13 protein-coding genes and 10 pseudogenes are annotated in these 26,164 nt (G+C 56.1%); 9 read left to right on the top strand and 14 right to left on the bottom strand.

Annotated features, from left to right (window positions below; all coding sequences use genetic code 11):
* The first annotated feature begins 172 nt into the window (after nt 1-172).
* A pseudogene (tus, locus tag ACTBDU_RS04860) lies at nt 173-1,057 on the top strand (DNA replication terminus site-binding protein).
* A gap of 74 nt (nt 1,058-1,131) precedes the next feature.
* Here tus and fumC read toward each other — a convergent pair.
* Complete coding sequence (fumC, locus tag ACTBDU_RS04855; protein ID WP_438805728.1) at nt 1,132-2,529, bottom strand: class II fumarate hydratase; 1,398 nt, start codon at nt 2,527-2,529, stop codon at nt 1,132-1,134.
* A 161-nt stretch (nt 2,530-2,690) separates the two neighbouring features.
* On the opposite strand from fumC, the gene manA reads away from it, so the two are divergent.
* The 3 genes and pseudogenes from manA to ACTBDU_RS04840 all read left to right on the top strand — a co-directional run bounded on the left by manA (nt 2,691) and on the right by ACTBDU_RS04840 (nt 6,569).
* On the top strand, nt 2,691-3,860 hold the full coding sequence (gene manA, locus ACTBDU_RS04850; RefSeq protein WP_438805727.1) for a mannose-6-phosphate isomerase: 1,170 nt from the start codon (nt 2,691-2,693) through the stop codon (nt 3,858-3,860).
* Nucleotides 3,861-4,009: 149 nt separating this feature from the next.
* The gene (locus ACTBDU_RS04845) at nt 4,010-5,512 is read left to right on the top strand and encodes a YdgA family protein (RefSeq protein ID WP_438805726.1); all 1,503 of its coding nucleotides are present in this window, start codon (nt 4,010-4,012) and stop codon (nt 5,510-5,512) included.
* 129 nt (nt 5,513-5,641) lie between these two features.
* A pseudogene (locus ACTBDU_RS04840) lies at nt 5,642-6,569 on the top strand (adenosine deaminase family protein).
* A gap of 29 nt (nt 6,570-6,598) precedes the next feature.
* Here ACTBDU_RS04840 and ACTBDU_RS04835 read toward each other — a convergent pair.
* The 7 genes and pseudogenes from ACTBDU_RS04835 to ACTBDU_RS04805 form a co-directional block, all read right to left on the bottom strand.
* Nucleotides 6,599-7,909, bottom strand: a complete 1,311-nt coding sequence (locus ACTBDU_RS04835) for a hypothetical protein (protein ID WP_438805725.1) — start codon at nt 7,907-7,909, stop codon at nt 6,599-6,601.
* Between the two features lie 216 nt (nt 7,910-8,125).
* Nucleotides 8,126-8,452: a hypothetical protein gene (locus ACTBDU_RS04830; protein WP_438805724.1), complete on the bottom strand. Its 327-nt coding sequence runs from the start codon at nt 8,450-8,452 to the stop codon at nt 8,126-8,128.
* Between the two features lie 18 nt (nt 8,453-8,470).
* A complete protein-coding gene (locus ACTBDU_RS04825) occupies nt 8,471-9,007 on the bottom strand; it encodes a hypothetical protein (protein WP_438805723.1) in 537 nt (178 codons plus the stop codon).
* On the bottom strand, nt 8,997-9,629 hold the full coding sequence (locus ACTBDU_RS04820) for a hypothetical protein (RefSeq protein ID WP_438805722.1): 633 nt from the start codon (nt 9,627-9,629) through the stop codon (nt 8,997-8,999). Before ACTBDU_RS04820 ends, ACTBDU_RS04825 begins: the two co-directional genes overlap by 11 nt.
* A 368-nt stretch (nt 9,630-9,997) precedes the next feature.
* Nucleotides 9,998-11,927, bottom strand: a pseudogene (locus tag ACTBDU_RS04815) (ABC transporter permease); the annotation flags it as partial.
* A gap of 280 nt (nt 11,928-12,207) precedes the next feature.
* Entirely contained in the window at nt 12,208-12,528 is a 321-nt protein-coding gene (locus tag ACTBDU_RS04810) for an HlyD family efflux transporter periplasmic adaptor subunit (RefSeq protein ID WP_438805721.1), read from the bottom strand.
* 144 nt (nt 12,529-12,672) lie between these two features.
* On the bottom strand, nt 12,673-13,095 hold the full coding sequence (locus tag ACTBDU_RS04805; RefSeq protein ID WP_438805720.1) for a hypothetical protein: 423 nt from the start codon (nt 13,093-13,095) through the stop codon (nt 12,673-12,675).
* Nucleotides 13,096-14,156: 1,061 nt separating this feature from the next.
* Here ACTBDU_RS04805 and ACTBDU_RS04800 point away from each other — a divergent pair.
* The gene (locus ACTBDU_RS04800) at nt 14,157-14,909 is read left to right on the top strand and encodes a lysostaphin resistance A-like protein (protein ID WP_438805719.1); all 753 of its coding nucleotides are present in this window, start codon (nt 14,157-14,159) and stop codon (nt 14,907-14,909) included.
* 283 nt (nt 14,910-15,192) lie between these two features.
* Here the strand turns inward: ACTBDU_RS04800 and ACTBDU_RS04795 are convergent.
* The 6 genes and pseudogenes from ACTBDU_RS04795 to ACTBDU_RS04770 all read right to left on the bottom strand — a co-directional run bounded on the left by ACTBDU_RS04795 (nt 15,193) and on the right by ACTBDU_RS04770 (nt 21,499).
* Nucleotides 15,193-16,208, bottom strand: a pseudogene (locus ACTBDU_RS04795) (bile acid:sodium symporter family protein).
* 162 nt (nt 16,209-16,370) lie between these two features.
* A pseudogene (locus ACTBDU_RS04790) lies at nt 16,371-16,897 on the bottom strand (Gfo/Idh/MocA family oxidoreductase); the annotation flags it as partial.
* Between the two features lie 81 nt (nt 16,898-16,978).
* Nucleotides 16,979-17,839, bottom strand: a complete 861-nt coding sequence (gene araC / locus ACTBDU_RS04785) for an arabinose operon transcriptional regulator AraC (protein ID WP_438805718.1) — start codon at nt 17,837-17,839, stop codon at nt 16,979-16,981.
* Nucleotides 17,840-17,868: 29 nt separating this feature from the next.
* Nucleotides 17,869-18,852, bottom strand: a pseudogene (araH, locus tag ACTBDU_RS04780) (L-arabinose ABC transporter permease AraH).
* Nucleotides 18,853-18,869: 17 nt separating this feature from the next.
* A pseudogene (gene araG / locus ACTBDU_RS04775) lies at nt 18,870-20,405 on the bottom strand (L-arabinose ABC transporter ATP-binding protein AraG).
* A gap of 113 nt (nt 20,406-20,518) precedes the next feature.
* Nucleotides 20,519-21,499, bottom strand: a pseudogene (locus tag ACTBDU_RS04770) (substrate-binding domain-containing protein).
* A 349-nt stretch (nt 21,500-21,848) separates the two neighbouring features.
* On the opposite strand from ACTBDU_RS04770, the pseudogene ACTBDU_RS04765 reads away from it, so the two are divergent.
* The 4 genes and pseudogenes from ACTBDU_RS04765 (at nt 21,849) to ACTBDU_RS04750 (ending at nt 26,140) form a co-directional block, all read left to right on the top strand.
* Nucleotides 21,849-23,530, top strand: a pseudogene (locus tag ACTBDU_RS04765) (ribulokinase).
* 65 nt (nt 23,531-23,595) lie between these two features.
* Nucleotides 23,596-25,096 (top strand): annotated as a pseudogene (gene araA / locus ACTBDU_RS04760) (L-arabinose isomerase).
* 249 nt (nt 25,097-25,345) lie between these two features.
* Nucleotides 25,346-25,528 (top strand): transcription modulator YdgT, encoded by a 183-nt coding sequence (gene ydgT, locus ACTBDU_RS04755; protein ID WP_438805717.1) that lies wholly within the window; start codon nt 25,346-25,348, stop codon nt 25,526-25,528.
* 102 nt (nt 25,529-25,630) lie between these two features.
* Entirely contained in the window at nt 25,631-26,140 is a 510-nt protein-coding gene (locus ACTBDU_RS04750; RefSeq protein WP_438805716.1) for a DUF2569 family protein, read from the top strand.
* The last annotated feature ends 24 nt before the right edge of the window (nt 26,141-26,164 follow it).

The raw sequence follows: 26,164 nt of genomic DNA, 5'->3' as shown, positions 1-26,164 counted from the left end.
ATGTCTTCCATTGTGCGTCGATATGCTCAAAACCGTCGGTACTGCTATCGTCTCATCACACCTTGTTGTTTTGTGCGTTGTGCCAAACGTGTCAGGGTTGCTTTTGCTATGGTGAGGATGTAGTGGTTGAAAGCAATAACTGTATGTTGTAACTAATAGACGAGAAGACATTATGCCCGCTTTGGATTTAACCGAGCGTCTCAACACCTGTTTTAATACGCTGCAGTTGCGCCTGACGGCCCTTGAGGCGCTGCTGAACGATTTCAGGCTGCTTGCCGCCCGCGTGTCTACCCTGCCGGAAGTCGAAAAAGGCCAGGAGCAGGACGAGATCACCACGCTTACCGTTGAGCAACAGGTGGGGAAAACTGCGCTGGTGACCGGCGCGGCGCATTTTCAGCGCCTGGACATTTATCAGTAAAATCAGAACAGTAGCAGCAAAGCGGCGATCCCCCTGCCGGGGGCCTCGTGCTTCGCCGTGGATAATGAGCAGTATGCGGCTGCCGTTTCGTTAATAAGCGAAATCAACGATCTGAAAACCCACTTGTCCCAGCTGATAACCGTTGAATCGCAGCTTCTGCCGGAGCAGCTCTTTGACTTCGTACACCGTCATCTGCGTGGACTGAAAACCCTGAGCGCCTATCGCGGCCTGCAGGTGATTAGCGATCCTGCTACGGTACGCTTTGGCTGGGCGAATAAACAGGTTATCAAAAACCTGACGCGAAAAGAAGTGCTGACCCTGTTGCAAAAAAGCCTGCACGGCGGCCGAGCGGTACCGCCTTATACCAGCGAACAGTGGCAGGAGCGGGTGCACGAGGAGATAAACCTGGTGTCAAAACTCCCGCCGGACGTTCCGCTAAAAATAAAGCGGCCGGTTAAGGTGCAGTACGCCGGCCCTTCCCCGCTTATCGTACTTTGCCGGGCGCAAAAGGGAACGGCGGCGCCCATGCTTGGAGAATTGCTTAACTATGACTGTCGCACTATCCGCCCCAAACACGCCCCGGCTGCATTACCGGCTCACCTGCTGATTGAGCGGCTGCATTTGTACGTTGTAACCTGAGGCGAGCGCCGGCCCGCGCTACCCGCCTCGGGTCCAGACCAGGGCGGCTGGTGCGCGGGCAAAGCAGGCTTCACTTAGCTTTTCATACTGCCAACCATATCTTCGGGGCGGACCCACTCATCAAATTGTTGTTCCGTGACATAACCTAACTTTAACGCGGATGCTTTCAACGTCAGCCCCTCTTTGTGGGCTTTTTTCGCGATTTCCGCGGTCTTGTCATACCCGGTATGGGTATTAAGCGCGGTTACCAGCATCAGCGATTCGTTCAGTAACTGATCAATACGATCGCGATTGGGCTCGATGCCCAGCGCGCAGTGATGATTGAAGCTGTCGATACCGTCCGCCAGCAGTCGCACCGATTGCAGGAAATTATGGATAACCATCGGGCGGTAGACGTTGAGCTCAAAATTCCCGGAAGCGCCGCCTATATTCACCGCCGCATCATTCCCTATGACCTGACAACACAGCATGGTCATCGCTTCGCACTGGGTTGGGTTGACTTTCCCGGGCATAATAGAACTGCCCGGCTCGTTTTCTGGAATGCTCAGCTCACCGATGCCACAACGCGGACCGGAAGCTAGCCAGCGCACATCATTGGCGATTTTCATCAGTGACGCCGCCAGCCCTTTCAGGGCGCCATGACCATGGACCAACGCATCACAGGTCGCCAGGGATTCAAATTTGTTTGGCGCGGTAACAAAGGGTTGCCCGGTCAAATCCGCCAGCGCTTTTGCCACGCGGACGGCATACTCCGGATGCGTATTGAGCCCGGTGCCGACGGCGGTGCCGCCCAGCGCCAGCTCGCACAGGTGCGGGATGCTTTGCTCAATATGTTTTGCGCTGTGCTCAAGCATCGCCACCCAACCAGATATTTCCTGACCGAGCGTCAACGGCGTCGCGTCTTGCAGATGGGTCCGGCCGATTTTCACGATATCCTTGAAAGCGACCACTTTGGTATCCAGGGTTTTCTTTAACACCGCTATCTGCGGCAACAGATGTTCGCGTACGGCAATGACCGCGGCAACGTGCATTGCCGTCGGAAAAACGTCGTTGGAGCTTTGGCTTTTATTGACATCGTCATTGGGGTGCACCAGACGTTCTTCGCCGCGCCCGCCGCCAAGCAACTCACTGGCTCGATTCGCCAGCACTTCGTTCATGTTCATGTTGCTTTGGGTGCCGGAGCCGGTCTGCCAAATGGCCAACGGGAATTCGGCGGGATGCTTGCCGGCCAGAACTTCATCCGCGGCCTGGATAATCGCCTGCGCACGTTTGGCTTCAAGCAAGCCCAGGTCCTGATTCACCTGCGCCGCTGCGCGTTTGGTTTGCGCCAGCGCGTTAATCAGTTTAGGGGGCATTTTTTCGCTGGAAATACGAAAATGCTCCAACGACCGTTGCGTTTGCGCGCCCCAAAGACGGTCCGCGGGGACGTCAATCGGCCCCATTGAATCTTTTTCTACACGAGTCACTGCCATCATAACCTCCTGGTATTCTTCCTAAAGATCGCTAACCCGCCCCACGATGTTCACTTCTTTACCCAGGGCATTGGTAGTGTAGCCCCACATAAACGCCTACCATTATGCGAGCGGTGAGCGCTATTACAATACGAATCAATAAATTATTAACGGGAACGATCATGGAAAAGATGATAAATACCCTCCAGCATTACGCCTGGGGCAGTAAAGAGGCACTGAGCCGGCTTTACGGCATTGCCAATCCCGATGGCCAGCCGATGGCGGAATTTTGGATGGGTGCGCACCCTAAGAGCAGCTCGCGCGTTGTTGATGCGCAAAGCGATGAGATAACGCTGCGTTCGCTGATTGCGCGCGACCCGGCGGGCATGCTGGGCCGTGCGGTGGCTGACCGCTTCGGCGAACTGCCCTTCTTGTTCAAAGTGCTGTGCGCCGACGAGCCGTTATCTATCCAGGTCCACCCCAGCCTTGAGGCGGCAAAAATCAGTTTTGCCAAGGAAAATCAGGCGGGTATTGCCCCTGATGCGCCCAACCGCAATTACAAAGACGCCAATCACAAGCCGGAACTGGTGTTTGCCCTGACGCCATTCCAGGCGATGAACGGCTTTCGTACGCTGTCGTCCATTGTCTTGCTGCTACAGCCCGTCGCGGGGGCCCATCCTGCTATCGCCGCCTTCCTTGCCCACCCTGATGAGCAACATTTGGCGCAGTTGTTCGACGATTTACTCTCAATGACCGGTGAGCAAAAATCCCGCGTGCTGGATATCCTTACCGCCACGCTGGCCCATCAGCACGGCGAACCCTGGGATACGGTGCGGATGATTGCCGACGTCTATCCCGAAGACAGCGGCCTGTTCTCACCGCTGCTGTTGAACGTCATTACCCTGCAGCCTGGTCAGGCGATGTTTTTATTCGCGCAAACCCCCCATGCCTACCTCAAAGGCGTGGCTCTCGAGGTGATGGCCAACTCCGACAATGTACTGCACGCCGGGCTGACGCCGAAACACATCGACGTGCCGGAGCTGATGGCCAACGTCCAGTTCGTCGCCAAACCCGAGGATACGCTACTAACCGTGCCCCAAGAGCAAGAGGGTGCGCTGTTCTTCCCGATTCCGGTGGACGATTTTGCTTTTTCGCTGCATGCGCTAACGCCGGCGCCGCGCGTGCTGGCCCAGGACAGCGCGGCTATTTTGTTTTGCGTTGACGGGCAGGCCACCCTGGACGGCAACGGGCAACAAATTACGCTGCAGCCGAGTAAGTCGGTCTTTATCGCCGCACAGAAGTCCCCTATTAAGGTCAGCGGCGGCGGCCGTTTAGCCCGCGTCTACAACTAAGGCTAACACCGGCCGGACGAATTGCTTGTCAGTTGCTACTATTAGTTTCATGGCTTGGGCATTATTCCTGGTCATGTGCGCTTTTTGTTGCCTTAGGCGTTGCTGGGCGAACAAGTGGGATAGCAAAAAATTATAAGGATGCATAATCTATGAAAAAAACCCTCGTAGCGGTCAGCGTGATCGCCATTTTCAGCGCTGCCTGGACCGGCGGCGCCTGGTACACCGGCAACCAGTTTCAGCGCCGGTTGCCAGAGTTGATCAACGACGCCAACGCCCGATTGCAAAGCACTTTTCCGCAGGCGGGTTTGCGCTTTGCCGCGGAGAATTACCGGCGCGGTATATTCACAAGTCATGTCGATGTCGTACTACAGTCTGACAGCACCACCGGCGATAATAAGCTTTTAAAACCCGGTGAGGACGTGCGCTTTAACGAAAAAGTCGATCATGGTCCCTTTCCGTTTGCCCAATTGAAAAAAGGCGTATTCATTCCCAGCATGGCCTCGGTACATAGCATGCTGGCGAAAACCGCCAAAACCCAGCCGCTGTTCGACGCCGCCAAAGCTAACGTGCCAATGGTAGCGGAAACCCGCGTTGGCTATAGCGGAAACACGGTATCCAAAATTACTCTGGCGGCAATGGATTTCCAAAATAATGAAACGATCATCCGCGCCAGCGGCGGGACGTTCGATGCCGCCGCCGATGGCGATGGCGATAAACTGAAGCTGACCGGCGGCATTGATAGCCTGGTGCTGGGCGAGCTCAACCAGTGGCAACAGCGCGAACAGCTGACGTTGCACGATTTCAGCGTTGACAACGACACCCACAATGGCAAGCAGGGATATGGCATTGGCGATAATACGCTCAAGGCGCGCACGCTAGTGTACAACCTAGACGGCAAGGACATTTTAAGCATCGACTCGCTATCGCAGGTAGCCCATGCCAAAGAGGATGGCGATAAGCTGTCGGTCCAGGTTAATTATGCTCTGGATGCATTGCACATCCAGGGGCAAAACTTCGGCGCCGGCAAGCTGAATATCAGCTTGTCCAACCTGGATAGAAAAGCGATTAAAGCGTTCAGCAATAACTATCATCAGCAGGTCGCTCAAATCATGCAGCAGACGGGGGCAGTCGATCCGCAACAGCAGCAGGCGCAGATTACCCAGGCTTTCTTGCAGCAGCTACCTACCGCGCTGAAAGGCAGCCCCTACCTGACCATCGCTCCGCTAAGTTGGAAAAATACCAAAGGAGAAAGCACGTTTACCCTGACACTTAATCTTAACGATCCGGCGTCGGCGCAGCAGGCGACTCAGGATCCCGCGTTGACGCCGGCTCAACAATGGTCCAGATTCGTCAACAAACTGGAGACCAAACTGACCGTTCCGCTGGATATGGCCACCGAAACCACGGCACAGTTTGCCCGGCTGCAGGGTTACAATGAAAAAGACGCTGACCAGCTTGCCAAGCAGCAAGTTCAAGGTTTGGCCGCTATGGGTCAGATGTTCAAATTGACCACGGTGGCGGACAATACTCTGACCAGCAGCTTCCATTATGCCGACAACCAGATTAATCTGAATGGTCAGAAAATGTCTATTCAAAATTTCCTGGGCCTGTTTGGCGTATTGGGGGCGCCGCCGACCGCGCCGCAGCCCTGATTCCCCCTGTCTGTCATCGCGCTCCCGGCTTCTAAGCCGGGGGCGCATTTTCTTACTTATCCGGACATCGCGCCGGGCCGGTCAATGTTATAATCATCCTATCGATGTCATCTGAAAGAGTTATCCCTCATGATTAATACTTCCCTGCCGCTAACGGATTTGCACCGTCATCTGGACGGCAATATTCGCCCGCAAACCATCCTGGATCTCGGTCGTCAATTTGGCGGCGCCCTCCCGCCACAACGCTTGAGGCTTTACGCCCGCACGTGCAGGTCACCGCCACCGAGCCGGATCTGGTCAGTTTTCTGCAAAAGCTGGACGTGAGCGTGTCGGTGCTGGGATCATTAGACGCCTGTCAGCGCGTGGCGCGGAAAAATGTCGCCGATGCCGTGGCGGCCGGTCTCGATCACACCGAGCTACGTTTCTTACCCTACTATATGGCGATGACCCATCGCTTGCCGCTGCAGGGGGTGGTAGAAGCGGTGATCGACGGCGTGCAACACGCCAGCTGCGAAACCGGATTGCCGGTACGACTTATCGGCTTATCGGCATTATGAGCCGCACTTTCGGCGAAGACGCCTGCTGGCAGGAGCTTGAGGCGATCCTAGCCTGCCGTGATGGCATCACCGCATTGGATCTGGCCGGCGATGAGCTGGGCACCCCCCCGGCAGCGAATTTCTCAGCCATTTCAGAGCGCGGCGCCGAACGCATTGGTCATGGGGTGAAAGCCATCGAAGATCCCAAGCTGATGAACTTCCTCGCCGACCACGCCATCGGCATTGAGAGCTGCCTGACCTCCAATATCCAAACCAGTACCGTGCATGATTTGGCGCATCATCCGCTGAAATGCTTCCTTGATCACGGTATCCTGGCGACGCTCAATTCTGACGATCCGGCGGTACAGGGTATCGATATTGGGCATGAATATTGTTAGGCGGCACCGGCAGCCGGCTTAAGCAGGCAGGATATTACCCGCGCCCAACAAAACGGCCTGACCATCGCTTTTTTAAGCGACACGGAAAAACAGGCGCTATGGGCGCACGTGCTAGCCCGCTAACGCCAATTAGCGCCCGTAGTGACACCACGTCACGGGCGCATTCCCCCGCCCTCAGGTGCCGCACCGGCCTGCCACAGGGCCCGGGTGATGAACAGCGCGAGCACCTCGGCACTCAACCGTTTTACCGATACCGTGTCCCGCTTCGCCTTCGGTTCAATTCTGTCTGCCAGTTCCATAATAATCTGGCTGAACAAGTCGGCATTTTGCATTAGAAACCGCCCCCGCACCTGGGGATAATAATTATACAGCATCCAAGCCAGCGGTTTATCCTTGAACGGTGGCAATGTCACCTTCAGGGTTTTCGCCATATCGATAATCCCTTTGGCCCCTTTTTTCGCTATATCGCTTTTCAACAGTTTATCCATTTCTTCATTAAGCAGTCGTTGGCTTTCCAGGCTGTCGAGGTAAAAATAATCCTTCGTTTTAGCCGCATTATGCGATGCTTCGTGCAGAAACGTCGCCACATCATCATTGACTTTGTAGTGGCTACAGAGAAAACGGCATTTAACGTTTACACGTTTGTTATGGTGATAAGCGCTGCTTTTTTTAATGTTGATGAAAATTCGCTTGAGGGGATCCTGATGATAAACTTCCCCTACCAAATTGGGATCATGATACTCAACCAGCCAAATGCGGCTGAAGTTATCGCTGATATGCCGCGCAAGCTTATTTCCCGTGTCCTCAATATTGCGCAGCAAGGTGATAAGCAGGGCCTCAGCCTCATCGGAATCGGGCTCAACGGTGAAAATCTCATGAACGCGCTGCAATAGCGGGTTGTCCACCTTGCCGAGCATCAGTTCGTTTTTTATCTGGTTGATATACTTACGCGCCGTGATAACGCCCTCTCTCAGTTCACGCGCGGCGCCGGTATATTTCCCCGCCAGTGCCAGTTCACCCTCGTCTAGACCATAAAGCAAAATCCCCTTTATGTTACCGCCAAGAACGCTATTGATTTCCAACACTTGGCGGTATTCATCGATCTTGTCGGTACGGAATCCGTCCCGATAGCGAATTTTCTGACTTTGCTGCAGGAAACCGTCCTGAAAACGACGCTGTGCTTCACCCACTACCTTGACGTAATTAATTTCCTGCCCGCTTGAACTCACATACCCTCTTTCATAGGGCACCAATACAAAACGCTGTGTCCCGCGATCGAAGCGGCACAAAACCTTATCCGTTTGTTCCGGCCCCAGCATATAGATATGCGACAGTAACGGATGTTTATCAATTTTAATCACCTGCTTTCCCAGCAGCAGATAACTAGCGCCCTGGGGGGATCGCACGATGCCCCGGCTATTGGGCGGCGTGAGCATGGCGAAATTGACATGGGGGTCCACCATTGGAGTCCTTCATCGCCTTACGTAACCGCGGCGAAACAAAGCGATGCGAGCATAAACCTAAACCGCTTTGCTGCTGCGGTTTCACTCTCAGTCCCAAGCGCCATTCATTTTGGGCATCAAGGTGAATCGGATAACCCGATTTGCCCGGTTTGGCAATATCATAGGCTTCGTAGAAAAGATGGCGGGGATGTTGTCTTATCGGCAAAAATTGATCCGCTATCTTGATGCAGATTTGCCTGCCCTGACCGTCGGCCAGCGTGACGTCATAGAGGCTTGCCCCCCCTGTGCCTCCCGGGCTACCAGCCTTACCGACTTTACCCTCAGCGCAAGCTGTCTGATGATACGCTGCTGGATGTGATAGGCCCGATCTCGCTCCTGAGCCACCGGGAGGGACTGTGCATCCGCCGCCTCCCACCGCGCCGTCTTGATGTCGTAACGCACTTCTTGCTCCACGCCGTCACGCCAGGCGTAAAAGCGTCCCTGTCGGTAGCTTAGTTGCCACAGTACCGTCCAGTCTGGTCGCCAGCGTTTGACCGGACACAAAGGTGTTCTTGGGTAATGTTAGTTGCTGGCGATCGGGTCACCGCGGTGGTCTTTCGACGAGGCCGCAACGATAGATTTGGCCAGCAACAAGATCTGGTTATTGGCTCCCTCAACATCGTTGCCATCCACGGGTTTGCCGTCGAGGTCGTCAGCCATCATTTTCAACAACGGACCGCCAATGTTTTGCGCGATGACCAGCGGTTGCGATCCGGGCAGTAGCGCGACCACCGCGGAAATGACCGCATCGACTTTGTCAGTAATATTGGCGAGCTTGGCGACCTCGCCTTCGGTCGGACAGCGCCCAACATGCTGATAAAAGTAGATAATCTGTGACTCTTCCGCCAGAGCCGCCACCGGGTTTTTCAGGGTTTTACCGATTTGACGCAAAATGTCGGCCGCCGTCAGGGTTTCCCGTTGCTCAAAGCAGGAAAAATCCAGCTTGACCTTTTTCACCTCGTCCGGGACCGGCGCTGCCGTGGTGGTGGTCGGCGGAGGAAGCGCCACATAGGCAGCGGCGTGGGGGAGTTCCTGCGGTTCGTTCGCATCAGGCGGCATCGTCTTCAAGGCCTGCGGTGACGATTAAAGAGAGGAATGCTTCATCCGCGGCGGGTGCATGTGTTGCGTGCGCCCCTTCGTCCGTTGCGGGTGCCTGCGCCGAATACGGGTTTGCAGGCACGGTCGGTAAATGTGTGTCGTCGACGCCTGCCGCAGGATGGGCAAGATCACCCGCGTACCGCAGGGCCTCTGGCCGTGCACCGTCGTCATCATAACCGGCCGAGGATCTCAGCCATTGAAAAGCACGCCACGCGCCGACAATACCTGCGCCGCTTAACATCAGCCCACCCCAAAATAGCCCCTTTTTGGAGGTCAATCGCCAACAACAGGAAGGGGGCGCCGGGGGCTTTTTTTCTTGCTGACGCCGGACCTGCTCCAGCAACATTCCACCGCGGGCCATAATTTCGGCCAATGCCGCATCCTGTTCCCACGGGAGGCCCGCGTCGGACACGTAGCTGGACGGGGTATCCGGCGACAACAGCTTCAGGCGGTCAGGAGCATTGGCGATAGAGGTTACCCGGTGAATGCTTGCGTTAGCGTCGGAATGTAACGCGGCGTTAGAACAGGGTATTTGCTGCGGGCTGGCCGCGGCGGCGTTATAGTTGAGTCTTTTCGCGGACATAGCCTGATAAAATGAGGATGATATTTTCCCCACAAGGTTAGCAGCGCATTCGTCCCCTGCACGCAAGGGCCGCCTTTCTACGCCCAAAGACTATTTGACCACCCATCACATTGATAGAGCCGCGCCTACGGCGACAGGACGCCGCACCTCACGCCGAAAATGTTGACGCGCCTGCCGAATCATCACCGTTGTCACGCCGCCAGTTTACCTAGCTCGCTTATCGATTTAGCGCGGAATCCCGTTGCGCCTGCGGGTCATGCGCCCAGGCTGCAAGCCAGACCCGCACCGCCATCTCGCGCTAGCGCTAATTGTCCACGCGTTGCGCCACGCTCGCCTGTGCCTGATACGGACGTTGCCTCGCCGCCGCTAACACGGGCCGCGGTGCGCGCAGGCCAATAGCCGAAGACCATGCCGATAGCGCAGGCGCACAGGAATGCGCCCGATACTGCCGGCCAGGAGGTAACCATCGGGAAAATATCCCCCTCCAATGCGCTAAACAGCGCACCGCCGCTCAGGGCGAGCAGGACGCCCAGTACGCCTCCGGTCAAGCAACCAGCACCGCCTCGATAAGAAATTGCCGCATGATATCGCCGCGCCGGGCGCCTACCGCCATTCTGACGCCGATTTCATGGGTACGCTCGGTGACCGAGGCCAACATGATATTCATGACGCCAAGACTGCCGATAAATAACGCGATCATCGCGGCCATCGCAATCAGCACGCTGAATGTCATGGACGTTTTCATAACCGAACGGCGGATCCTGTCATCGTTGAACAGCATAAAATCCTTGACGCCATGACGCTGAAGCATCAGTTGTTCAATGCCGCGTTCCGCCACCGCATTATCAATACCGGCCCCGTGCGCACGACGATGCCATTGACGTGCTGCTGCCCCATGAGCCGATGCAGTATCGTCGTATAAGGCAACCAGATATGGATGCGGTCAGAGCGATATTCCATGACGTTGGTATCAGCGGACGCAACGCCGATGACCCGGACCGCCATCGTATTAAGCAACAGCGTCTGGCCAAGCGGCGACTGCCCGGTGGCGGCGAAGAGGGTGCGGCGGGCATTATCGTCGATAATGGCATCTGTCGTCGCCTGCGCCACCTGTTGCGAGGCAAATGGCCACCCTTCAGCCAGGGAAAGGCCTCTAACGCGGAAATAGCTTTCTCCCACGTCAATCACATCCACATTGGCGGACTTATTGCGGTAACGCAGGGGCGCGGAGGTCCCCAACTCCGGCGACACGCTGTCCACATAACCCTGGCGGGCGGGCGCCGCGGCGTCAGCCGGGACCAGCGTGCGAATGGCCCCCGCATTCTCATCAAAAAAATCTTTGCCGGGGTAAATACTAATAACGTTGGTACCGAGAAAATTGATGCGGCGTAACGTTCGCTCCCGCGCACCTTCCCCCAGCCCCACCACCGTGACGACGGCCGCAATACCAAACACAATGCCGGCCATGGTTAATAGTGTACGCATGCGGTGGGCATTCATCGCTTTCAGCGCCATATGCAGCGACTCGCGCACTCTGTCGGCAAACTGCACCCCGCTCGCGCGCCGGGTAGCGCTGAACGCGGTTTCATCAGCGGCGTCAGCGGCGTTTGATCGGTACGCGTGTCCGCGACAATCGCCCATCGCGAATCTCGATAATGCGGCGGGTATGCCGGGCCACCGCCATATTGTGGGTCACGATCACCAGCGTATGCCCCTGACGGTTCAGCTCTGTAAGTATCGCTAACACTTCCTTGCCGGACGCAGAGTCCAACGCTCCCGTCGGCTCGTCCGCAAGAATGATTTCGCCGCCGTTCATCAGCGCGGGGGCGATACTCACCCGCTGTTGCTGACCGCTTGACAGCTGCGCCGGGCGATGATGATGTTTACCCGCAAGACCCAGCCGATCCAGTAGTGCCGCTGCTCGCCCCGCCGCCGTTCCTGGCGTGGGCGGTTGGCATATACCGCCGGAATCTCGACATTGCCCACGGCGCTGAGCTCAGGCATGAGATGATAGCGCTGGAAGATAAAGCCGATATGCTCACGACGCAGCGCCGTCAGCGTATCGGGGGTGAGCTCGGCGACATCACGACCGCAAATGCAATATTCACCGCCGCTGGGTTTGTCGAGGCAGCCCAGAATATTCATCAAAGTCGATTTTCCCGATCCTGAAGACCCAATAATCGCCACTATTTCCCTGGGATTAATGCGCAGATGAATATCGTTCAACACGTTGACTGTCGCATCGCCCTGGCAATAGCTTCGGCTGACCCCCTGAAGTTCAATTAGCGGCGTGGTCATCACACCCCCGTGGCCGGCCGGTTCATCCTGGGCCAGAATGACCTGCTCGCCCGCCTGCAGGCAGGACAGCACCTGCGCGTCGACAAAATTGTTCAGACCGATTTTGACCTGACGCGCGACGGGCTTACCCTTTACCAGCACCTGCAACGTATAAAGTCCCTTGCCTTCTGAATGGGTCAGCGCCGCCGAGGGGATCAGTAAGGTATCCTTCACGTCATCGACGATAAGCGACATCAGAGCGGTCATATTGATGCGCAGCCGGTGATCGGGATTGGGGACATCAAAGCGCATTATAGTAAACGGCGTCGTTACTGGTACTGTCGATGCGCGTCGTATCCTCCTCCTTGTTTAGGCTCTCCGGCGCCTGTTCGATGGCGCGCAGACGGGCGTGATAGGGATGGTCAGGCTCGGCGAAAATGATAAAAAACAGCGGTCGATTCGGGGCGATGCGGGTAATGTCGGCCTCGGAAATCTGTGTTTTGACCGTCATGGTATCCAGTTGGGCAAGTTTTACGATAATCGGCGCGCTTTGCACAGCGTTGACCGTCTGGCCTTCGCGGGCGATAACCGCCACCACAATTCCCGCTACGGGGGCGGTCACACGCGGGTGTAGCTGAGATTAACCTTTTCCTTGTCCACTTTGATGTTGGGCTGCACGATTTAAGCATCCAACTCGTCAATGCCGGCGCGGACCGTCGCCAGGTCCGTTTCCGCCTCTTCATAAGCCTTGCGCGAACTGGCATCGTTACGCCACAGGCGCTGCTGGTGCTGATAAGCCAGCGTGGCTTTTTTCAACGCGGCTACTTTTGGCCGCGCGCTGCGCCTCAAAGACCCGTAACGCCGCCTGAGCAATTCTGAGCTCATTGATCTGGTTGGAATCGTCGATTTCCGCGATAAGCTGGCCCTTCTCCTCCACCCGATCGCCGTTGGCAACGTGCAGCGCGGTAATCTGGCCAGACACCTGAGCACCGACGCTGACGCTTTTGACGGCTTCAAGCTTGCCAGTAGCCTGCACTAGCACCTGTATATCGCCGCGGTGAACCGGCGCCGTGAGAAAATTTGCGTGCGGCGTACGCAGTATCAGCCACGCTAGCGCCGTTACCGCCATCAGCACCGTACCGGCGATAACGAACAGCAAGCGCCGAGGAACCCTCGACCCTAACGACATTCGCTTATCCCCACAATTATACTCGCCCGCCGAGCCTGCACGTTCGCCCTGGTCAGCTAGACAGGGCGCGGAAGGCTGTCCTGAAGCCCCCTTTTCGCGCCACCACCGGGTACGCCGCTGCGGAGTAATCTACCGACATTGCCAGGGGGTATTCTTTGACCGACCGCCGGCCGGACCGGCGGACATGACACCACCGCAAACGGCGAGAAACGTATTGCCGGCGCTACAGCAATATTCCTCTGCCCTGCGTTATTAACGGCCAGCGCGGCGGTACTCGGTGGACGAAAGACAATAGGCCAGACCGACCCCGGCCAGGAAATAAACTCAGCGTTTTGGCCAGAAAAATAACCTGTCATAGTGAGCTAGACGTCCTGTACAGCAGCAGTACATTATTCTGGCGCGACCCCCGCGATTGCCGAAAAGGGGAGGCGGACAAAAGACTAAAGGGTAAGGCGCTGTATTCTGCCATATTTTCCTGCCGTCTGATTAAACGTGGCTTGAACAAAAGGAGAATTACTGAGCAATCTTGTTTTTATCACGTTTTCTCTGCCGGGATATTATGTTCATTTAAGATCAATCAGTGTATGTTGTAACTAATAAAATTATTCCATAACCTGTTTGTTTTATAATCTACGGCTTATGACCCGCGGCGTAAGCGCCGGCAGGAGCCCTCTGGCCGGCCAGATTCCGCGCCGTTGCGCGTTTGAGACGTCTGATACAACCATGCGTCCATCACCTCAAAAGACTTATCTCATCGTCCGGCTAACGTGGTCAAAACGATTACATCCTAGGTCTTATCTGCGCAAGTACTGGGGGTCAATCTATTCTCACTGACGTGATAACTTTCCCTCCCACTCTTATTTATCCGCACGCTAAAAATTAAGCAAGGTGCAAAAAATAGCCATTTACTGGCGTAATGTTTTTTGCGCCTTCATATTATCGGTAATGTCAATTAACAAAATCCCTGACAACTCTTTTAATCTAGCGGCTTTTGCAATATAGCGACTTTTCCCATGAAAAAGATAAATCTAAACGGATTATAATAAACAGGAGTAACGCTCATGGAATATCTATTCCCCCTATCGCTTCCGGCCATTTTTTTCAATTTCCGCGCGGTGTTGGTGCTGTTGACGCTGGCGGGCCTGATTGCTCTGCTTCGCATGCGTTATCAAAACCGTAAGGGGACTGCCATCGCTTGCGAAGGCTTGATGGTTATCGCCAGTATAATGCTATTCATGCATTGGGCGCCGAGTTTCAGCGCCCCCAGAATACTCGACGGGGTACAGGCCGGGCCACACAGCCAGCCGTTTACTCTCTATTATGGCCTGGATAAAGCGCTGATCCCCTTCTCGTTGCTCGGCTGTGTTCCCTCGCTGTTTACCACCCCGGCGCAGGCCAATGTCGCGCCATGGCGATGGGTGCTATTACTGCTTTGTGTTCCCGGCCTGTTATTATTAGCCGTGGCGCGCGGCGGTCTGAAACCGGAAATGCACGCGCCGGTATGGCTGGGCAACTTCATGCTGGACAATCTGTTTTTTGTGGCGCTGGCGGAAGAAGCGCTGTTCCGCGGTTACCTGCAACGCCGGGTGGGACAGTTTACCGGTGTCCTGCCTGCTTTAGTGATTACCGCGCTTTTGTTTGGCTTGGCGCATCTTCAATCCGGACTGTTAATGCTAATTTTTGTCGGTTTGGCGGGCCTGGTGTACGGCCTGGCATGGAAGTGGAGCGGTAAGTTGTGGGTGGCGGCGGCGGTACATTTTGCCCTAAATATGTGTCATCTGCTGTTTTTCACCTATCCTGCGTGGCGGCGCTAAACAGCGGCAGGGATACCCTGTGTTACCGCGCGCAGCGCCTGAACGGCGCGCAATAACCAAGCATGAGTGAAAACAGCGCCGCGTCGGCCCCAACAAGCAGGCCGGCGAGATACTCTGGCGCCCACACACCGCCCAAGCAGGCAGACCTCCATTGCTTGAGTCCAACCTATCCCTGCGTCGACCCATGCTTGCACCAGCCTGTGTTTGCGCCAATTTATGCTTGTGTCACCCTCTGCCACAGCACGCTGGGGCGCCGGGCGGCGACGGCCCCCCCGGTGGTCCATCAGGGCCGACGTCCCGCATCCGGTGCCGCGACCGCTAATGCGGCCTGCTTACGTGCGTAACGTTGAACGAGAACCGCACATACCATTAATTGCAACTGATGGAAAATCATCAAGGGCAATACCAATGTCCCCACCATAGCGACGGGAAACAAGACGTTCGCCATAGGGATGCCGTTGGCGAGACTCTTCTTCGAGCCGCAAAACACGACGGTAATTTCATCCGGCGTATCAAACCCCATCCATCGGGCGGTATAGGTATTGGCATCAGTACTAAGGCCAGCAGCACCAGCGAGAACGCCAGGATCGCCACCAGCGTCCAGTCGGTGATTTGCTGCCAGATGCCCTCCACTACCGCCGCGCTGAAGGCAACGTACACCACCAGTAAAATGGATGGCCGGTCAGTCATATTCACCAGCTTTTTATGCCGCGCGACCCAACCGCCGATGAGCGGTCGTGACGCGTGGCCGATGATAAAGGGCACTATCAGTTGCAATATAATCGAGCCGATAGCGTGCAGCGTATCATGACCGCCCGCCCCCCTTCCTGGGTGTGCATGAGCAGCCCGACCAGCACCGGCGATAGAAAGACGCCGAGAGTACTGGAGGCCGAAGCACTGCAAATCGCGGGGGCCACATTTCCGCCCGCTACGGAGGTGAATGCAATTGCCGATTGTACCGTTGCCGGCAGCGTGCACAGGTACAAAAACTCCATATACACGCTGTTTGACAGCAAGATGGGCACGAAGACTTTCATCGCCAGATCCAGCAGCGGAAATAAGGCAAAGGTGCTGAGAAACATTACCACATGCAACTTCCAGTGGCCGATACCGCCCAGAATAGCTTCCCGTGATAATTTTGCGCCGTGCATAAAAAACAGCAATGCGATGGCGGCGGTGGTCAAATTTTCAAAGATCACCCGGGCGATGCCGCGACAGGGAAAAAATGACGCCAGGGGCACCACGCAAATGAGCACCAATAGAAACTTACTCTATACGCAAACGTTGCAACCAGGACATAGAAACAGTTTTTCCCTCAATTGTTCATGACGACCTGAACCGATAGTTTTTCACCTCACCCGGTCGCGGGATCAGCCGTTTTTCACCGGTAACATTTTACGTTGTTCGGCGCTCTCGATGCCTTGCTCGATGATTTCCATCACTTGAATAGCATCCTCGGCCGACACGGGATTCGGCGCCGGGGCGCTCGCGCCAGCGATCCTTCACTTCAAGCCGGAATCGATCGTAATGTGAGGCCAAATACTTAATCTCTCGCAAGGTCCCGGCATTGACCAACTGCTGCAGGGTCAGGAAATCACTGTCCCAGCGGCGATTATGGAACACCGACAATACCCGCTTGCGCGCGCAGGCGAGCTGGCGAGCTGGTTTAATTCCTGCGCCTGGGATAGCGTTACGGTGAACGGCTTATCCACCACCACATGCTTATCCGCCAGCAAGGCCTCGCAGGCAAGCGGAAAATGCGTGTCGTTGGGGGTAGGAATGACTATCAGGTCAACATCGTCACGATGAATCAACTGTTGCGGATCATCAACCACCGTGACCTGTGGCCAGTCGGCGTGCACCTTGCCGGCCTCGCTTGAGGAGATGGCGGTCAGGGTCAGTCCCGGCGTTGCGTTAATTAAAAGGGCATGGAAAGTTTTACTGGCGAAACCATAGCTAATGATTCCGATACGAAGCGTGTCAGCCATAGGTTGTCCTTGATTGACGTTGACGCCGCCGGCGGCAATGCCCCGGCGGCGTTAAGTTCACCGAACAACAATATCAATAAATTAGCCGCTCACGATAGCCTTTTCGTTTCTGGCAGACCAATTGACCACTTGCTGGAGTTCTTTCACCGGGTAGTTGATTTCACTGCTCTTACGCCGGAAGTCGCGCGGGCTGACGCCTAGCCGCTTGCGAAACACCCGCGAAAAGTAGAGCTGATCATCATAGCCCACCACGCGACCAATGGTGGCGATCGACTCTTGCGTGGTTTGCAGCAGCAGTTTGGCGCGGATGACGCGCTGTTCTTCCCGCCAGCGCAGGATATTGATGCCCACCTGCTGCCGGAACAAATGGGCCAGGCGTGACGGCGACAGGCGGACGTGACGGGCGACTTCGTCGATGCGCAATTCACCCGACAAATGCTCCGTGATGAACTGGCACGCTTCGATGAAGCGCGGATCCATAATTTTATTCGGGCTTTGCGGATCTTTTTCCATGGCGCGCAACAGCAGACGATCAAATTCCGTGACCAGCGCTTCGCTGCCCAACCGTAGCCGGCCGATATCGCGCACCTTACTGTGGCATTCCAGCCAGTCAGCCCAGTAAGCCCGGGGACGGAAATACACCCAGCGGTGATACCAGCAATCCGCGTCGGAAGAGCGGCCATAATAATGGGCGGATTTCGGCGGGAATAATAGCAAATCGCCGGGAGTGCAAATAAAAACCTGATCCCCTTCAAAAATCCGTCCCTGACCCTTGATGGTCAAATTGAGTATATAGCCCTTCATCCCCTCAGGGCGGTCAATATAAAAGTCCAGCGGGCCATTGGCGATAATGGGCGTCAGGCCGGCGACCAGATAAGCGTTGAAGGCATACCCCGGTAATAGCGGGTTCGACTGCGTTTCATGATTAATTCGATGATACACCTTTCCTCCCGACGCGTGAAACCGGCCCGCTACAGCGTGCGTTTGGCCTTTTGTTTGTAGCGGTCGAAGATGACCGCCGCCAACAGAATGCCCCCGCGCACCACATATTGAGAAAATTGCGAGATGTTAAGCAGGTTCATGGCGTTTTCCACCGTACCCAGGATCAACACCCTGGCCACAACATAGGAGATCTTACCGATACCGCCCTTGAGCAAGACGCCCCCCAGCACGCAGGCGGAGATGACGATAAGCTCACAGTCGAACGAGGTCATCGGCTGGCCGCTGGTCATCCTTGAGGCCAGAATAATGCCCGCCACCGCCGACACCAGCCCTGATAGCACGAAAATAATGATCTTGGTGCGCACTACCGACACGCCCGCCAGCCTGGCGGCCTCTTCATTGCCCCCGATAGACAGTATATTGCGCCCGAATGTGGTTTTGTTGAGCAAAAAACCGAACAGGATCATACATAGCACAGTTATCCAGATGGGTGCCGGCAGCCCCAGTTAGTTGGCATAACCCACCACAAAAAACCGCTCATCCTCAATGCCGACCGCCTTGCCATCGGAAATGATGTAAGCCAGGCCGCGGACGATCTGCATCGTCGCAAGCGTGGTGATAAGCGCGTTGATTTTCAGCCAGGCGATCACCACGCCATTCACCAGCCCGGAAATCACCCCCAGCAGCAAACCGGCGGCCATCCCGATCCAAAGGCTCTCGGTTATGTTAATCACCACCGCGGCGGTCACGCCCGAACAGGCAATCACCGACGCCACCGAGAGATCGAAATCTCCGGAGGCCAGACAAAACAGCATGCCGCAGGCCGCGATGCCCGACATGGAAATCGCCAGGCCCAACCCTTTCATATTAATAAAGCTGGCGAAATTGGGCACGAAGATCGCGCAGGCGACAAACAGCGCCGCGAACACCACCAGCATGCCGTAATTGTCCCAAATGCAGCTAATCCCACGGGGTTTATGGGCTTTTGCAGGGGTAGAGGTAACGGTAAACATGAGTGACTCCTTCCCGGTCAGAGCAGCGCATCGGCGGCGCGGGTATCAGGAGTGGTAAGCATGGCCAGACTCAGCGCTTTTTGCTCGGTGGCCTCGTCATGGCGTAATTCGCCGGAGATGGCCCCTTCGCGCATCACGATGATACGATCAGCAAGTCTAAGCACCTCCGGCAGGTCGCTTGAGGCAAATAGCACGGCAATCCCGCGCTAGGCCAGGGCATAAATAACCGCGTAAATTTCATGTTTGGCGCTGACATCAATGCCACGGGTCGGTTCGTCGAGCATGATGACTTTCATATCTTCAGACAGCCAACGGCCAAAAGGATGGCCTTTTGCTGATTGCCGCCGGAAAGATTTATAATCAGCGGCGTCGCCGCCGGCGTTTTGATATTGAGCGCCGCGATATAATGTTGGGCGTTTTCCGCTTCCCACGGCGCATTGATGAGGCACCCGGCGCGCAGAAATTTACGTCGGGCGCTGATATTGATATTTTCCTGTTCCGAATGTACCGGAATAATGCCCTCGGTTTTGCGATCTTCCGGGCAAAGCATCAGACCGTGACGAGTGGCGTCGCCGGGACTGTCAAAGGTGAGCTGCTGTCCATCCAGCAGCAGTTCCCAGCCCAGCAGACGCGTACCCCAAATACCCCTTTCATCAATTCGCTACGTCCGGCGCCGACCAAACTGAACAAACCCACGATTTCACCGGCGTGGACGCTCAGCGACACGGGAAATTTCACGCCCTGCGCCCGAACGGCATTCAACGCCAGCGGCACCTCGCCATGGGGCCGTGGTTGATAGCCGTAAATGTCCCCCAGTTCGCGCCCGACCATCGCCTGCACCAATTGGTCGTGGGACACTGAGGCGGTGTCGGTAAACGTTTGCACGTAGCGGCCGTCCTTGAATACGCTAATAGCGTCGCTCAGAGCGAAAATTTCTTCCATGCGATGGGAGACATACAAAATAACCCGTCCTTCGGCGCGCAGTTCGCGAATGACGCGAAACAACTGCTCTATTTCCCTTGCCGATAGCGAACTGGTCGGTTCATCAAAGGCGATGATTTTCGCATTCCGTGCCAGCTGCCTTGGCAATTTCCACCATTTGCCACTGGCCGATGGAGAGATATTTCAATGGCGTGTCCGGCGCGATATCCAATCCCAAATGCGCCAGCTGCAGCCGGGTTTCATAATGCAGAATACGGCGGTTTACCAGCCCGCCCTTGTGAGGCAATTGGCCCAGGTAAATATTTTCCCCCACCGTCATCTCGGGTACTAAATGCAGTTCCTGATAAATGATGGCGACGCCGGCGTTGAGTGCATCGGTGGTGGTAACGAATCATACTGGCTGACTTTTTATCAGAATCTTCCCCTGCGACGGCGTATAACTGCCGCTGAGGATTTTCAAAAAAGTCGATTTGCCGGCGCCATTTTCGCCCATCAAGGCATGAATCTGGCCGGCGTAATAATCAAAACTGATGGCGTCCAGCGCCTTAACGCCGAGAAAAACTTCGTCAGTCAATACCGCAAAACGACAGGTAGGGGGATGCCGTAGTCATGAATACATTCTCGGATAGCCGCGCCTTTAACCCTGGCGGCCGGAGCAGCGGCGAGGGAATGACGTCATTATGAGACAGGCCGCCCCGCGGCGGCCCGTCAGCCGACAGGGCTGTTACAGCCCTTTCTTGTCCAGCTCCTGTTTAAAATTGTCGCGGGTGATAAGCACCACATCGGTCATTTCGGTGAATTTCGGCGGCTCCGCGCCTTTGGTGACCCATTGATCCAACATTTGAATGCTTTTATAGCCATGCACATCCGGACTCGGCAGCACTGAACCATAGAAGCCGGTTGCGTTAGCCTTTGACAGTTCGCTCACCGCGTCGACGCCGTTAATGCCGATACCTATGACATTCGAGGCCTTGAAGCCCTGTCCTTCCGAAGCGCGAACGCCGCCCAGCACCGTATTATCATTCATGCCGATAATCAGCCAGTTTTTCACCTCAAGGTGCTGCACCAACAGCGAGTTGGCGGCGTCAATGGCGCCGGGGATATCGTTCGATTTGGTGGGTACCTGATAGATCTGCTTTTCCGGAAAACCTGCGGCATACAGCGCGTCCATGGAACCCGAGGCCCGACGGCGGGCGGTATCAAGCTTGTTGGCAGTAATCGCCATCACGCCGGTGTCCTGGACCTTCCAGCCACGTTTATTCATCTCTTTCCAGAGTTCCTGTCCTTGACGCTCGCCGATTTTGGTGGCGGCCATCATTACCAGCGGCACGCTGTCCATTGGTTTCCCTTTGGCGGTAACAAATTGCTCATCTACGGCGATAGCTTTCAGATTATAGCTGCGGGCCTTGGCCACGATCGCCGATCCGAGCTTGGGATCCGGCGTACAGATAACAAAGTTATTCGCGCCACTGACGGCCAGGCTGTCGATGGCGTTCAGCGTCTTTTCGCCATCCGGCACGGCGATTTTGATTACCTCAAAACCCAAATCCTTGCCGGCTTTATCGGCGAAACGTCATTCGGTCTGAAACCAGGGTTACTCGGGCTGTTTCACCAAAAAGCCGAGTTTCAAATTGTCAGCCATAGCCGAATGAGACATAACCGCGGCAAATCCGATAGCCGCTAACGCCTTAGTGAATTTATGCATGTGATTCTCCGATTTTAGTTATCATCGTGCTTCGTTGTCGGCGAGTGTGTAAACGTCCTCATAGAATCTTCGGTTTACTTCCACCGGCAATAATGCGTGTTAATACTGCATAATAGCGCCCGCCGGGAGACAGACCGGGGTAGTTTTAGCCTGTTAATGCCGGCTAAATGTAGAGCGTTATCACATTTCTCAATTACAGCAGATAACTCCATATATTCCGCTGATTTAACTTACTATTAACCTTTGAAATTGCTCACAAAATCGTCATAAGCGGCAGGTTTGTGCATACATGCAGCTAACCCCTCCTCACTTGCGCGCGTCGGTAACGCAGCGGGCAAGGGAGAATAAGATGAAGAAGGCGGCCATCAGTCTGGGACTGGATTTTGGCAGTGACTCGGTTCACGCCCTGGCGGTTTCCTGTGCCACCGGCCAGGAGCTGGCAACCGAAGCGGTATGATATCCGCGCTGGCGGGCCGGTCTGTTCAGCCGTCCCGCCGCCAATCAGTTCCGTCATCATCCGGCAGATTATCTGGAATCAATGGAATAAGCCCTGACAGCTGTCATCGGGTAACTTACCCCTGCGCAGCGCCAGCAGATCGTCGGTATCGGTGTTGACACGACCGGTTCGACGCCGGCGCCGGTGGATGCCAAAGGCCGCGTTCTGGCGCTGCGCCCCGATTTTGCCGATGACCCCAATGCCATGTTGTGCTGTGGAAAAACCATACCGCCATCGATGAAGCCGAGGCCATCACGCGCCTGTGCCGCCAGCCTGGCCTGGGGGACTACACCCGCTATATCGGCGGCGTCTACTCCTCGGAATGGTTCTGGGCCAAAATCCTGCACATCACCCGGCAGGATGAGGCCGTGCGCCAGCAGGCCGCCTCCTGGGTTGAACTGTGTGATTGCATCCCCGCGGTCTTATCCGGCACCACCCACCCGGCGCCGCTGCGACGGGGCCGCTGCGCCGCCGGTCACAAATCCCTGTGGCATCCTGACTAAGGCGGACTGCCGCCAGCCACGTTTTTTAATGCCCTTGACCCGTTTAACCCAGCACCTGACCTGGCCTTTGTTTAGCGAAACCCAGACGGCGGAACAACCGGTGGGCCGATTGTGCGCAGATTGGGCGGCCAGACTCGGCCTGTCACAACAGGTGGCCATTGCCGGCGGCGCCTTCGATTGCCATATCGGCGCGGGCGCACAGCCTTAGACGTAGGTGAAGGTGATTGGCACATCCACCTGCGACATTCTCATCGCCGACCCTGACCGCGTTGGCCAGCGCGCCATCGCCGGCATCTGCGGCCAGGTCGACGGTAGTGTTGTGCCCGGCCTCATAGGGCTTGAGGCAGGGCAATCGGCGTTTGGCGATATTTACGCCTGGTTCGCCCGCCTGCTGGACTGGCCGCTGCAGCAGGCCATCAAGGCCGCCCCCGCACTGACCGCAACGCTCGAACCGGTGCGGGAGGCCCTTTTGTCCAGACTGGCGGAAAGCTGGGCACAGGACCCGCAGCTGGATCATCTGCCCGTGGTACTGGACTGGTTCAACGGCTGACGCAACCCTTATGCAAACCAACGTTTGCAGGGGGGTGGTGACCGGTCTGACGCTTGCCACCGACGCGCCCGCGCTATTCGGCGGTCTCATTGCCGCAACGGCCTTTGGCGCCCGCGCCATCATGGAATGGGAATGTTTCGAGCAGCAAGGCTATTTCGGTGGAAAACCTGCTGGTCATGGGCGGCATCGCCCGTAAATAGCCTATCATCATGCAGGGCTGCGCCGACGTGATGAATCGGTCGCTGCAGTTGGTGGCCTCGGACCAGTGCTGCGCCCTCGGCGCCGCCATTTTTGGTGCGGTGGCGGCGGGCGCATTTCCCGATATCGCCGGCGCCCAGCGCGTGATGGCCAGCCCGATTGAGCGCACCCTGCAGCCCGATGCCCGGCGCGCAGAGCATTTCGACAAGCTGTACCAGCGTTATCGCCAGTGGGCGACCCAGGCCGAGCCGCTTTTCGCCGCGGCGGCGGGCGATACCGGCTGAACAGCCGCGAGCCGGGCCGGCGTGCTGCCCCGTCCCTTATACGATGGAAACTTTCAGGAGTCATGATGAAAATCTGCCAAAATTATGAAGTATGGTTCGTCATCGGCAGCCAGCACCTGTACGGCAAAGAAACCCTGCGCCAGGTGCAGCACCACGCTGAAACGGTGGTTGATGGTTTGAATAATGGCGCCGGCCTGTCGTTAAAATTGGTGCTCAAGCCGCTGGTGACATCCCCCGATCAAATTCTCGCCCTTTGTCGTGACGCCAATTACCAGCTCCGCTGCCTGAGCCTGCTGACCTGGCTGCATACCTTTTCGCCGGCCAAAATGTGGATTGGCGGGCTGAGCATTCTGCACAAACCGTTGCTGCAATTTTATTCCCAGTTCAACGATAAGGTTCCCTGGCAGACCATGGACATGGACTTCATGAACTTGAACCAAACTGCCCACGGGGGTCGTGAATTCGGTTTTATCGGCGCGCGTATGAAGCTGGCGCATCAGGTGGTGGTCGATCACTGGCGCGATCTCCGTACCCATGCGGGCATCGGCGACTGGATGCGCGCGGCGCTCGGCCATCAGGAAAGCCAGCAGTTGGTGGTTGCCCGTTTCGGTGACAATATGCGGGAAGTGGCGGTCACCGAAGGCAACAAGGTTAGCGCCCAAACCCAATTTGGTTATTCGGTCACCGTTTATGGGTTGGGCGATCTGGTGTCGGTGGTGGATGCGGTCAGCGATGGCGACCTGGCTGCGCTAATCGACGAATATGCATCACGCTATATCCTCACGCCAAAGGTGCAAACCGGCGGCGAGGGACGGCAGAATCTGCTGGATGCGGCGCGTATTGAGCTTGGATTGCAGCAGTTTCTGGAACAGGCCGGCTGTCACGCTTCTACCACCAATTTTGAGAATTTGCACGGGCTAAAGGCAGTTGCCGGGACTGGCGGTACAGCGTCTCATGGAACGGGGCTTTGGCGGTGAAGGCGACTGGAAGACCGCGGCCCTGCTGTGCATTTGTAAAGTCATGGCGTCGGGACTGCCGGGCGGTACCTCGTTTATGGAGGATTACACCTACCATTTCGAGCCGGGTAACGATCTGGTGGTGGGTTCGCATATGTTGGAAGTCTGTCCGAGCATCGCCCGCGAAGAGAAACCCCTGCTGGATGCGCAGTATCTCGGCATCGGCGGTAAAACCGACCCGGCGCGCCTGCTATTTTCGACGCCCGCAGGGCCGGCGGTGGTGGCCTCGGTTATCGATCTGGGCAGCCGTTTTTGCCTGCTGGTCAACGTGGTGGATACCGTCGAACAACCGCAACCCCTACCTAAGCTCCCGGTGGCACGCGCCGTCTAGCGCGACAAGCCGTCGCTGGCGGTCGCAGCGCAGGCCTGGATCACCGCAGGCGGCGTGCATCATACGGTGTTCAGCCAGGCGCTTACACTTGAACCGCTGCGTCTGTACGCGGAAATGAATAATATTGAATTAATAATGATTGATAATAAAACACGCTTGCCCGAATTTAAACAGACGCTATGCTGGTATGCACTTTATTATAAATTGGCGGCAAGTTAACACATCGAATAACACTCTCCTTTAATAGGCCGTAGCGCGCCATTATCTATCCATCGCGATTGCGTCGCTTTTATTTTCAACGAGCCCAGAAGGGCCGTATTTTCTGCCTTTGTGCGCCTTTCTTCCGGCCGAATCGATTCCAATAAGGGTATTTTTCCTGTTTTTTTGGTTTTTTGGCGGGAATTTCTGGACAGCCCGGCCGCACAGAATATACTACGATGCTTATATTCCCTTCCCTGAAAGCGCTACATGACTGCCCACGATTATCTGCTGAAGTTTCGTAAGGTCAACGCATCTGAAAGTCTGGAAAAGCTATTTGATCATTTAAATTATTCTCTGACCGATGATGCTGAAATTATCAACATGTATCGGGCTGCAGATCATCGTCGCGCTGAATTAGCCGCCGGCGGTCGCTTGTTTGATCTCGGATAGGTACCAAAAGCGGTCTGGCGGTACGTAGTGTGACGGAGCCCTCTTCCTCGCGCCCCGCGTTTTATTGGAGGCTAGCTCTGGGTAGTCATCGCCTGGCTGGGTATGACGCTTCTGAGCGCCACGGCCATGTTGCTGGTGTATCTGTGGTTTTTGATAAAACACGGCGATCCCCTCACGCCGGGCGGTATCGCGAGTCTGATCACCTCTGGCGCAATGTGGTTGTTCACCTTCTGGCTGTTGCGTTTGTTGTTTCGCCGCTCCCGGCGGTTTCCTCGCCTACTTATTCTATGGCTACTGGTAGGCGTATTGCTCGGCATCAAAACCTTTGCCTTCGCCCCGGTCAGCGACAATCTGGCGCTGCGGGTGCTGTTCCCGCCCGTCCTGGCCGCGGCGCTGCTGGTGCCCTATTCAAGCGCTCGCAGCGCGTGCGTCAGACCTTTATTCTTCGCTGATTCGGTGCCGCCGTCCCCGTCAATGCCCCGGCGCGAAGCGCCAAACCGCGGGTTATCCCGCCCGTGGGCACAGTCAGCGCAACTGTCAGCCCCTTGGGTAGGACGGAATTCGCGCGCGTATGCCCAAATGGGTTGTCGAACGCCCACCGATCCCGGATAATGCCCGTTGTTTCTTGTTTAGGTA

Source organism: Sodalis sp. (in: enterobacteria), from assembly GCF_051710625.1.
Classification (GTDB): domain Bacteria; phylum Pseudomonadota; class Gammaproteobacteria; order Enterobacterales; family Enterobacteriaceae; genus JBPESN01.
The sequence above is the reverse complement of the archived record's forward strand: the minus strand, read 5'-3'. Positions and strand labels throughout refer to the sequence as shown.